Raw genomic sequence first — 10,410 nt, 5'->3', positions numbered from 1 at the left:
GTCGGGAGACGCGCCGCACCCCGTGTGCGTGGGGCCGTCGTGAGATCATGGGAGGGACATGTCGATTGAACAACAACCGAGCCTGCCTCCCGTGCTCCGCCCCGCGAACCCGCCCCGGCGTGAGCTGTCCGAACTCGCCTCCCGATTCGCCCGCGACGTGCGCGGCGATACGGCCGGTGTCGACGTGACGGGAATCACCCTCGCCACCGCCGATCTCCGCGCCGGCGAAGCCTTCGTCGCCATCCGAGGGGTGAACCGGCACGGCGCCGAGTTCGCAGGCGCGGCCGCCGAGAAGGGCGCCGTCGCGATCATCACCGACGACGCGGGCGCTGAGATCGCCGCTTCCGCCGGGCTTCCGATCCTGATCGTGGATGACCCGCGCGGCGTACTCGGGGCGCTCAGCGCCTGGGTGTACGGCACGGGTGCTGACGACGCGCTGCCGCTGCTCTTCGCGACCACCGGGACGAACGGCAAGACGAGCGTGTCCCACCTGCTCGAGGGCATCCTCGACCAGCTGGGCGTGGTCACCGGACTCTCCTCGACCGCCGAGCGCCACATCGCCGGAGAGATCATCGTCTCGCGGCTCACCACGCCCGAGGCATCGGAGATGCATGCGCTCCTGGCGCTGATGCGTGAACGCGACGTCGAGGCGGTCGCCGTCGAGGTGAGCGCACAGGCCCTGTCACGACACCGCGTCGACGGCATCCGCTTCGATGTGGCCGGCTTCACCAATCTCAGCCACGACCATCTCGACGACTACGCCGACATGGAGGAGTATTTCGAGGCGAAGCTGCCCCTGTTCCGTCCCGACCGCGCCCTCCGTGGCGTGGTCTGCATCGACTCCGCCTCGGGCGCGACGGTTGTCGAGCGCGCCGAGATCCCGATCGTCACGGTCGGCACCCCGTCGATCGCCGCGGACCCCGAGGCAGCCTCGAAGGCCGACTGGGTCGTCGTCATCGACGACGAGAGGACGACGGGCACCACCTTCACGCTCACGGGTCCGGCCGGGTCGCTCACCACCGTGGTCCCGGTGATCGGGCCGCACATGGCGGCGAACGCCGCGCTCGCGATCGTCATGCTGCTCGAAGGCGGATACGAGTGGGACCGCATCGTCACCGCTCTCGAGCGTGACGGCGGAATCGAGGCGTACCTCCCCGGCCGCACGCAGCTCGTCTCGGGCGACACCGGACCCGCGGTCTTCGTCGACTTCGGGCACTCCCCCGACGCGTTCGAGAAGACCCTCGCAGCCGTCCGGCGAGTGACGCCCGGCAAGGTCCTGATGCTCTTCGGAGCCGATGGCGACCGAGACGCGACCAAGCGCTACGACATGGCGCGCACCGCCGTCGAAGGCAGCGACATCCTGGTCGTGACCGACCACCACCCGCGCTTCGAAGATCCCGACTCGATCAGAGCCACTCTCGTCGACGGCGCTCGCGCGGCGCGCCCCGATGCGGAGATCCACGAGTTCTCACCGCCTGAGGACGCGATCGTCGCCGCGATCGGCCTCGTCGGCGAGGGCGACGCGATCCTCTGGGCGGGTCCGGGGCATCAGGACTACCGCGATATCCGCGGTGTCCGCACTCCGTATTCTGCTCGCGAGCTGGCTCGACGGGCCCTGCGGGCGGCCGGGTGGCCCGTTCCAGACTCCCGGTGGCCGGTCCCCTACGACGAACAGAGCTGACGGGCGGAGCACCGTCCGGCATCGGACGCGCCGCCGCCGAAGCGTCGCCTGACGGGGCCTGAACGATCAGGCTTGAACGATCAGGCCTGGGCGATCAGCTGGTCGGCCTTGCGGCGAGCCCAGGCCTCCGCTTCGGCAAGCGATTCGACCGTGAGGCTCTGCGGGGGCTCATGCGCATCGATGACCCTGGCGATCGTCTCGACGATCGCCAGGAACGACAGCCGCCCCTCGTGGAACGCATCGACTGCCTGTTCGTTGGCGGCGTTGTACACGGCGGGGAAGGTCGAACCGGCGCGCCCCACCGACTTGGCGAGGTCAACCGCCGGGAACGCGGTGTCGTCGAGCGGCTCGAAGGTCCAGGAGGTCGCCGTGGACCAGTCGAGCGGGCGCCCGACGCCGCCGACGCGGTTCGGCCAGTCGAGCCCGAGCGAGATCGGGAGACGCATGTCGGGCGGCGAGGCCTGAGCGATCGTCGATCCGTCGATGAACTCGACCATCGAGTGCACGATCGACTGCGGGTGCACGACGACATCGATGTCGTCGTAGGGGACGTCGAACAGCAGGTGCGCCTCGATCACCTCGAGGCCCTTGTTCACGAGCGTCGCAGAGTTGGTCGTCACCATGCGCCCCATGTCCCAGGTCGGGTGCGCGAGGGCCTCCTGCGGCGTGATGTCGAGCATCTGCTCGCGCGTGCGGCCGCGGAACGGGCCTCCGGATGCCGTGACGACGAGGCGCCGGACCTCGGCGTGCGTGCCGCTGCGCAGCGCCTGGGCGAGTGCTGAGTGCTCGGAGTCGACGGGGACGATCTGGTCGGGCTTCGCCGCGGCGAGAACGAGCTCCCCACCCACGATGAGTGATTCCTTGTTCGCGAGCGCCAGCGTGCGTCCGGCCTTCAACGCAGCGAGCGTGGATCCGAGTCCGATCGAGCCGGTGATGGCGTTGAGCACCACATCGGCGTCGACGTCGCGCACGAGCTGCTCCGCCTCGGTGGCCCCGAGCGCCGTGTCCTCCACCTGGAAGGCCGCGGCCTGCTCGGCGAGCATCTCTGCGTTCGACCCGGCTGCCAGACCCACGAGCTCGAATCGACGCGGATTCGCGCGGATGACGTCGAGCGCCTGAGTGCCGATGGAGCCGGTGGAGCCGAGGACGATGATGCGACGCATGCCGCCAGCCTATGGCACGTCCTCGGCTCCCCTGCTGTTACTGCACCTGCTCGAGCGGTGTGGTCCCGAGGATGTCGACGACGAACACGAGGCTCTCGCCGACGAGGTCGTTCTCGTTGATCTCGCCCTCGCCGTAGCCGTCCTTCGGGGGCATCGTGACGATGACCTGCGAGCCGACCTTCTGCCCCTCGAGGGCGGCCTTGAACCCGGTCACGACGCCGGTGGTCGGGAACTGCGCCGGCGCCGCGTCGCGGCTCCAGCTCGAGTCGAACTCGCTGCCGTCCGACCACTTCACGCCGCGGTACTGCACGGTGACGAGGTCACCGGAGGCGACGACCGGGCCGTCGCCCTCCTTGAGGACCGCGACCTCGGTCTCGGTCGGCGCGTCGCCGTCGGGCAGAGTGATCGTGGGCGAGCCCGCGTCATCGAGCTCGACGGTCGGCATGCCCTCGGTGGCGTCGACCTCGGAGCCCGTCGCCACGGTGGGAAGCTTCTCGATCGTCTCGACGTAGAGCACGCTCGGGTTCGAGCCCTCCTGAGCCGAGGGCAGGGTCAGAACGACACTCGATCCCACGGGAAGGCACTCGGCGGCGACCGTGAACACGGTCGACTGGGTGGGATCGACCATCTGCTGCGACTGCTGCAGTGCGAGCAGCGCCGGCAGGACGCCGTCGGGGCCACGCTCCGAGGTGCTGAGGACCTCGTTCGTCGTGGCGTCGACGAGCTGGTAGCGCAGCGAGACGAAATCGCCGGGGTGCAACTCGTCGCCGTCACCCTCCGTGATCACGGTGCGCTCGGCCTGCGCCAGGTCGGCTCCCTCGGGAACGGTGATCTTGGCGGATGCTCCGCTGCCTTCGACGGACACGGCATCGGATCCCGCACCGGAGGGAAGATCAGCCAGGCAGGACGCGTCGGTCGTTGCTCCGGGGGTCGTGGTCGACTCGGGGGTCGCGCTGCCGGAACACCCCGCAAGCAGAAGGGTCGCCGCGGCGACGGTGGACAGGACGATGAGCGGACGCTTGCGCACAGTGAGACCTCAGGATCGCGGGCGGGAGATCCCATCATCTCGCATCGGCCTTTGCCGAGCCTGGGAGACGCGCGCAGGGCCTTCATTCCCGGTGGAGCATGGATCCGGGAGTAATCTGCTCTGATGACGTCAGAGCAGTCCGTGGAGCCCGAAACCTCGCCCGCAGAGACTGCGAAGCCCCGTCACGCCGGGTTCGCGTACGCGCTGGGACGCAGCCTCATCACGCCGCTCGCCCGCCTGATCTACCGACCGCACATCGAGGGACGTGAGAACGTCCCTCGCGAGGGCGCGGTCATCTTCGCCAGCAATCACCTGTCGTTCATCGACTCGATCGCGATCCCGGTCGCTGCCCCGCGACCAGCGCACTTCCTCGCGAAGTCCAGCTACTTCGAGGGCACGGGACCGCGTGGCTGGCTCAGCAAGACGTTCTTCGAGTCGATCGGAGCGATCCCCGTGCGCCGCGGAGCAGGGCAGGCGGCACTCGACGCTCTCGACCTCCAGCGCCAGCTTCTGGATGAAGGACTCGCGGTCGCGCTGTATCCCGAGGGGACCCGGTCGACCGACGGTCGCCTGTACAAGGGACGTACCGGTGTGGCCTTCCTCGCGTTGCAGACGGGTGCCCCGGTGGTTCCGGTCGGACTCATCGGCACCGACAAGGTGATGCCGGTGGGCGCGAAGATGCCGACCCTGAAGGAGCGCATCACCGTGCGGTTCGGCGAACCCCTCGACCTCTCACCGCACGGTCCCGCCTCCAGTGGACGCGCCCGTCGACTCGCGACCGACGAGATCATGGCGGCCATCCACGCGCTGTCCGGCCAGGAGCTCGCCGGCGCCTACAACGAGGCGCCCGCCCAGAACGCGATCGACAAGATCAAGCAGGCCCTGCCGCACGAACGGCGCTGAGCCCGCCACTCACGGCCACCGTCACGCGGTCTGCGCGGTGACCGTGGCTTCGTGACGCACCGGGAAGTTCATCGAGTTCGCGATGAAGCACCACTCGTTCGCCTGTGCGTGCGCCCGCTCGGCCGCCTCGATCATCGACGCGTCGGCGACGACGACCTGGGGGTGCAGCATCACCTCGACGAACGCTCCCCCACCGGTGCCGTCCTCGCGCATGTACCCCGTGGCGGTGTCGCTGTACGAGACCACGACCACTCCGGCCGTCACGCACGCGTGGAGGTAGGACAGCAGGTGGCATTCGGACAGCGACGCGAGAAGGAGGTCTTCGGGGTTCCATCGCCCCGGATCCCCGCGGAACGGCTTGTCCGAGGATGCGAGGATCTCTGGTTTCCCCTCGACCGCGAGCGTGACATCGCGTCGATAGTCCCGATAGCCGCTGGTGCCGGTACCGGAGTTGCCGGTCCAGGTCGAAGTGAGGGAGTAGTGGTGCTCGCCGAGAGCCGGGTGACGGTCTGCCATGTCGACAGTCTGCCAGTCCTCTCCGACAAGGCGGCGCGGCGGCGGCTCCGGAGGAGACGCCGGTCGACGGTATCCTTGCTGGGTGCTGGAAACTCTCACCGTGCAGGATGCCGTAGAACTCGCCGTCGTCGAACGGAGCGGATTCGTCGAATCACGCCACGCCGGGGCGGCCGTGGTCCTCTCCCCGGACGGCGACGTCATCGCCCGCCACGGCAACACCGACGCGCTCATCCTTCCCCGCTCGAGCCTCAAGCCGCTGCAGGCCGTCGCCTGCATCACCGCCGGTGCAGTGCTCGAAGGCGAGCAGCTCGCTCTCTCGACGGCGAGCCACTCCGGCACGGATCGCCATGCATCCGTCGTGCGCGACATGCTCACCGAGGGCGGCCTGACCGAGGACCACCTGGGGTGCCCTCCCGCGTGGCCAACAGACACCGCGACGCGCGATGAGATGGTGCGCGAGCACGTCGCCCAGGCACGGATCCGCATGAACTGCTCGGGCAAGCATGCCGCGATGCTGCGCGCCTGCGTCGCGACGGGGTGGCCCACCGACGGCTACCTCGATGTCGCTCACCCTCTGCAGGTGCACATCCGCGACGTCATCGAGCGCCTCACCGGCGAGAAGATCGCGCACACGGCGATCGACGGCTGCGGTGCCCCCGTGTACGCGCTGACTCTGACAGGGCTGGCCCGTGCCATCCACCGGATCGGCACCGCATCGGACCGGTCGCCGTTCGCGCTCCACCGCGTCGCGGGGTCGCTCGTCCGGGCCGTGCGCGAGCACCCGTGGACCATCGAGGGCCCGGGCCGCCCGGATTCGATCGCTATCGAGAAGCTCGGGGTGTTCGCGAAGGGCGGCGCCGAGGGGATCATGGTCATGGTCGCCCCCAACGGCACGACCGTCGCCCTCAAGATGCTCGACGGCGCCTCGCGCGCCTCGACGATCGTGGCAGCGACGCTGTTGGCCAGGGCTGGCGCCCTGAGCGACGCGGACGTCGCCACGCTCGCGGCCGCGCTGCCCCTCGACGTGCTCGGCGGTGGCGAGGTCGTCGGCGCCGTACACCCAGGCTCCGGGATCTGACCGACAGGACGATCTGACGCCGGCCAGCCGTCGGCTCTCTCATCGCCGCGTCAGCGCGGGGATCACGACGCGCTCGGGTATGCCGTCACCCCGCAGCGACCAGGCACGGCCCGCATGCGGTCTGGCATAGGGCGGGAGCTGCCGGATGCCGGCAAGTTGGCGGAGTTCGACGGGATTCTCCGCCCGGATCAGGATCTCTCCCTCGCTGCGGGCGCGCTGCCAGAGAGTCCAATCGCGCTGCCATGTCTCTGCCTCGCCGACGACGATGACCGGCCGATCGATGCCTTCTTCCACGGACGTGTGCTGCGCGGAGGCCACCGTGACCGTGCACCAGGGGTATGCCTCGGCGAGAGACGCGGCCACCGACCTCGCTCCGGTCGTGACCAGAGCCGTCAATCGCGTCGCCGGCGCCCAGGGCAGCTGCTCCCCCGCCTCTCGAGCAGCCGACTCCTCGTGCCCCTGATGCTCTGCCTCGACCCACGCGACCTGGATCTCACGGTCACCGAGAACCGCCCGCCCTGGCGGACGATCACGGTCGAACGACTGCGATTCTCCTCCGGCCGCGAGATGCTCGACACGATTCGGCATGCGGAGAAGTGCGCGACGAGGAAGCGAGTCGAGGATGCGCCCTATGGGTCCCGACGACCTCGATGCGGCGAGCACGATCGTGGCGTTCACCGCCCCGCGGATCAGCTGCTCCCAGAGTTGTGCGAGGTGCTGGCCGTGCTCGATCGGAAGGTCTCCGATCTGCAGGTCGATGTCATCGCAGAGGATCAGGCTCGGCGCGACGCGGGTCCGTTGTGCGAGCCCTGTCACGGTGTCCCACGCGGACTCCGCGTCGCGCGGTATCCAGAGCGCGTCGGATGACTGCTCTGCGAGGAGCCTGAGCGCCGAGGTGCGCCCGCTCCCGGGCGCTCCGAGGATCGACAGGCCGCGATCCGTTCCCGGTCGGATCAGTTCGAGGGGTTGGGCCTGGCGCTGCGGATCGTCGGCTCGCCCGACAGCCAGCCATCCGTCAGGCACTTCCTCGCCGATCTCCGCGAGCGGGATGAGACGGGGCAGGACCGGCAGCCAGGGACTCACCCCCTGATCAGCGCCGGTCCACAGGAGCGCGGCGGCGCGCAGGTCGGCGGCCCCGGTGAGCGCCACGCGCAATGCCGTCGGTTCGTGGTCACGCGGGCGCCGCACGAAGGCGATCCCCCGCGATTCGAGACCGCCCGGCAGTTCTGCAGCCGCATCGGTGCCCAGGACCGCTCGGCTGTCACCCGCATCGCTGACGCGCAGGCTGAGTCGCAACGGGCAGTTCGCCGCGAGCGCGTCGCGAATGACACCCGCGGCCCGCTGGGTACCGATGATGAGGTGCATGCCGAGCGCTCGTCCACGAGCCGCGATATCCGTGAAGACTCCGCCGAGCTCGGCGTGATCCTGCAGGAGTGCCGCGAACTCGTCGACGACGATGACGAGTCGCGGCATCTCGACGTCGCTGATGTCACGGGCACCGGCTGATGCGATCACCGCTTCTCGCCGACGAAGCTCGGCCGTGAGACTCGAGACACCGCGTCGCGCGCCCTCGTCGTCGAGGTCGGTGATGACCGCGGCGACATGCGGGAGCACTCGAAGCGGCTCGAAGGCCGTGCCGCCCTTGAAGTCCGCCAGGACGAACAGCACACGATCCGGCCCGTACGCCCGGGCCATCGCCGTCACCCACGTGACCAGGAGTTCGCTCTTGCCGGCGCCCGTGGTTCCGGTCACGATCGCATGAGGTCCGTCATCGACGAGGTCCACGGTCATCGTGTCGCGGTCGCCTCGCCCGATCGCCACCGCAAGGCCATGCGGCCCAGGAGTCTGCGTCAGCTCGGACAACGCGACCGCGTCCGGCAGAACCTCGAGGTCATCGGCATCCCCCGCGCGCTTCACGCCCGCGGCCTCGGCCTGTGCGCGCGACAGTCCCTCCGCGTCGACGTCGAGGATTCCCTGCGGCGTGCGCACCTTCGCACCGCGCAGCGCCTGCAGATCCATGACCGTCGTGACTCCCTCGGGCACGTCAGCGCCACTCGTCAGCATCCAGATCGCGGCGTCGGAGTCCGGCGCCTCGTCTCCGTCGTGAACGACGCCGAGAAGAAAGGCCCCACGTCGCGATCTGCCGAAGTGCGGAAAGACGTTCACGCCGAGCTCGGAGGCTGCCTCGCCCGCCAGAGCCAGCTGGCGCGGGCCGAACCTCAGGCAGAGCTGCACGACCAATGCTCTCGCCACCGCTGCGACGATGGGAGCTGGCCCTCTCAGCGCGATGCCGCCACCCAGCGCAACCGCGACAGGCACTCGCTCGATCGTTCCGCACCGGCGTTGGAAGTCGCGCTCGCGCGCGCCGTCGCCGCCCGACGAGCGCAGGCCGCTCGGCGATGCACCGCTGCCGATGACGATCTCCGTCGCTGCCGCCGGTCGCTCCCCTCCGCGCAGAGGAGGCTGCGAGAGGCACACGGCTGCGTCGGGATTCCGGTGCCAGCGGGCAGCCCGTTCTTCATCGTGACGCGCTGCGAGCTCGATCTCGGCATCCGCCCATGCCCTCTCACCGGCGATCGTCGCATCGCGCCGGGCCTTGCGACGTGCTCGGGCACCGTCGACGAGCGAGGCGAAGATCATGAGGGGGCCGAGCGCCGCGAAGCACAGCGCATAGAGCGAATCGGTGATCAGCCAGAGTGCGACCCCCGCCGCGACCGGCACGAGAGCCGCAACGATCGGCACCGGCGGCCGACGCGGGTCAGCGGGAGCAGCGGGGATGGCGATCGGCAGAGAGTCCATGCCTCCAGTGGACCGCAGCAGCAACGCTGTGCGACCCCGTCCACAACGACTCGGGCGCTACTTCTCCACGTCGGCAGATGTGGAGGAAGACTCCTCGGAGACCTGAACGATCACGAGCGTCACGTTGTCGCGCCCGCCGTTCTCGAGAGCGGCAGCCAGCATCGCGTCGACGGCAGCGGCCGGATCGGCGTTCTCCCGCAGGAAGTGCTGGATGCCGTAGTCGGTGAGCTCCTTCGTGAGACCGTCCGAGCAGATCACGAATCGATCCCCAGCCCGGAGATCGAGCGCCATGTAGTCGGGGGCAGTCAGCTCGCTGGCTCCGACAGCGCGGGTGATGACGTTGCTGTACGGGTGCCCCTCGGCCTCCTCGGGACTGATCTTGCCCGAGGCGATGAGCTCCTGCACGACGGAATGATCGGTCGTCACCTGGACGAGGCGATCATCACGAAGCAGATACACCCGCGAATCGCCGATGTTGAGCGAGACCCAGTGCGGATCGCCGTCGGAGAACTCGAGGAAGATCCCGGTGAGAGTCGTGCCTGTGCCTTCGTCGGTGGTCTCCGGATGGTCTGCGATGTCGGCGACGGCCAGCTCGAGCGCTCCCTCGATCGACGCGCGCTCCACGTTCCCTGCGGCGGCGATCGCCTCGAGCCGTTTCACAGTGCTGGAGCTGGCGATCTCGCCTCCCGCGTGTCCGCCCATCCCATCGGCGACGATGAACAGCGGATACGCGGCGAGATATGCGTCCTGGTTCGTCTCGCGGCGGCGCCCCACGTCGGTCATGCCCGCCCAGGACACCGTCAGTGCGCTCTGGGACACTGTGATGCTGTGGGTCTTCGTCGTCGTCTCAGACACGCGTCGCCTCCGAATCGCCCGCGAACCGGGCGGCCCCAGCATACCCAGCCACAGGCTGAGCAGCCGACGACACCGTTCTGCTGTGCCCCGACCCGTCGACGAGGTGAGAGCGCCTCGAACCTGTGGCCGACGCGGGCAGACCGGGTGCGCCGTCACGGCGCTGCGAGGTGACCATGCACCCACGCTATCGCCTTCGGCCGCTTCCGTCGCACTTCACCACCGGATCGACACATGCACAGAGCCCCCGACCGAAGTCGGGGGCTCTGTGTCAGAACGTCACGCGGGAGGCTGAGTCGGGTCCGTCGGCGGTGCGGGCGGAGCTGCCGGCGGTGCAGGCGGAGCCTGCGGCGGTGCCGGTGGGACCTGCGGTGCGGCCGGAGGCGCCGAC

At 69.4% G+C, this 10,410-nt stretch carries 8 protein-coding genes; 3 read left to right on the top strand and 5 right to left on the bottom strand.

Translation table 11 applies throughout. The features are described from left to right. Nucleotides 1–58: 58 nt before the first annotated feature. Nucleotides 59–1,681 (top strand): UDP-N-acetylmuramoyl-L-alanyl-D-glutamate--2,6-diaminopimelate ligase, encoded by a 1,623-nt coding sequence (locus RTM68_RS14040; protein ID WP_312171977.1) that lies wholly within the window; start codon nt 59–61, stop codon nt 1,679–1,681. Between the two features lie 80 nt (nt 1,682–1,761). Here RTM68_RS14040 and dxr read toward each other — a convergent pair whose 3' ends face one another. Then, nucleotides 1,762–2,844 (bottom strand): 1-deoxy-D-xylulose-5-phosphate reductoisomerase, encoded by a 1,083-nt coding sequence (gene dxr, locus RTM68_RS14035; protein WP_312171975.1) that lies wholly within the window; start codon nt 2,842–2,844, stop codon nt 1,762–1,764. Nucleotides 2,845–2,881: 37 nt separating this feature from the next. Further along, nucleotides 2,882–3,871: an FKBP-type peptidyl-prolyl cis-trans isomerase gene (locus RTM68_RS14030; RefSeq protein WP_312171972.1), complete on the bottom strand. Its 990-nt coding sequence runs from the start codon at nt 3,869–3,871 to the stop codon at nt 2,882–2,884. A gap of 123 nt (nt 3,872–3,994) precedes the next feature. Here RTM68_RS14030 and RTM68_RS14025 point away from each other — a divergent pair, with 123 nt between their 5' ends. Further along, the gene (locus tag RTM68_RS14025) at nt 3,995–4,774 is read left to right on the top strand and encodes a lysophospholipid acyltransferase family protein (protein WP_312171970.1); all 780 of its coding nucleotides are present in this window, start codon (nt 3,995–3,997) and stop codon (nt 4,772–4,774) included. Between the two features lie 21 nt (nt 4,775–4,795). On the opposite strand, the gene RTM68_RS14020 is transcribed toward RTM68_RS14025, so the two are convergent. Beyond that, the gene (locus RTM68_RS14020) at nt 4,796–5,290 is read right to left on the bottom strand and encodes an OsmC family protein (protein ID WP_312171967.1); all 495 of its coding nucleotides are present in this window, start codon (nt 5,288–5,290) and stop codon (nt 4,796–4,798) included. An 82-nt stretch (nt 5,291–5,372) separates the two neighbouring features. On the opposite strand from RTM68_RS14020, the gene RTM68_RS14015 reads away from it, so the two are divergent. Continuing rightward, on the top strand, nt 5,373–6,368 hold the full coding sequence (locus tag RTM68_RS14015; RefSeq protein WP_312171965.1) for an asparaginase: 996 nt from the start codon (nt 5,373–5,375) through the stop codon (nt 6,366–6,368). Between the two features lie 39 nt (nt 6,369–6,407). Here RTM68_RS14015 and RTM68_RS14010 read toward each other — a convergent pair whose 3' ends face one another. Together RTM68_RS14010 and RTM68_RS14005 are read right to left on the bottom strand one after the other, a co-directional pair. Beyond that, entirely contained in the window at nt 6,408–9,167 is a 2,760-nt protein-coding gene (locus tag RTM68_RS14010) for an FtsK/SpoIIIE domain-containing protein (RefSeq protein WP_312171962.1), read from the bottom strand. Nucleotides 9,168–9,224: 57 nt separating this feature from the next. Beyond that, the gene (locus RTM68_RS14005; protein WP_312171960.1) at nt 9,225–10,022 is read right to left on the bottom strand and encodes a protein phosphatase 2C domain-containing protein; all 798 of its coding nucleotides are present in this window, start codon (nt 10,020–10,022) and stop codon (nt 9,225–9,227) included. Between the last annotated feature and the right edge of the window lie 388 nt (nt 10,023–10,410).

The organism is Microbacterium sp. (assembly GCF_031988965.1).
GTDB lineage: Bacteria > Actinomycetota > Actinomycetes > Actinomycetales > Microbacteriaceae > Microbacterium.
The sequence above is the reverse complement of the archived record's forward strand: the minus strand, read 5'-3'. Positions and strand labels throughout refer to the sequence as shown.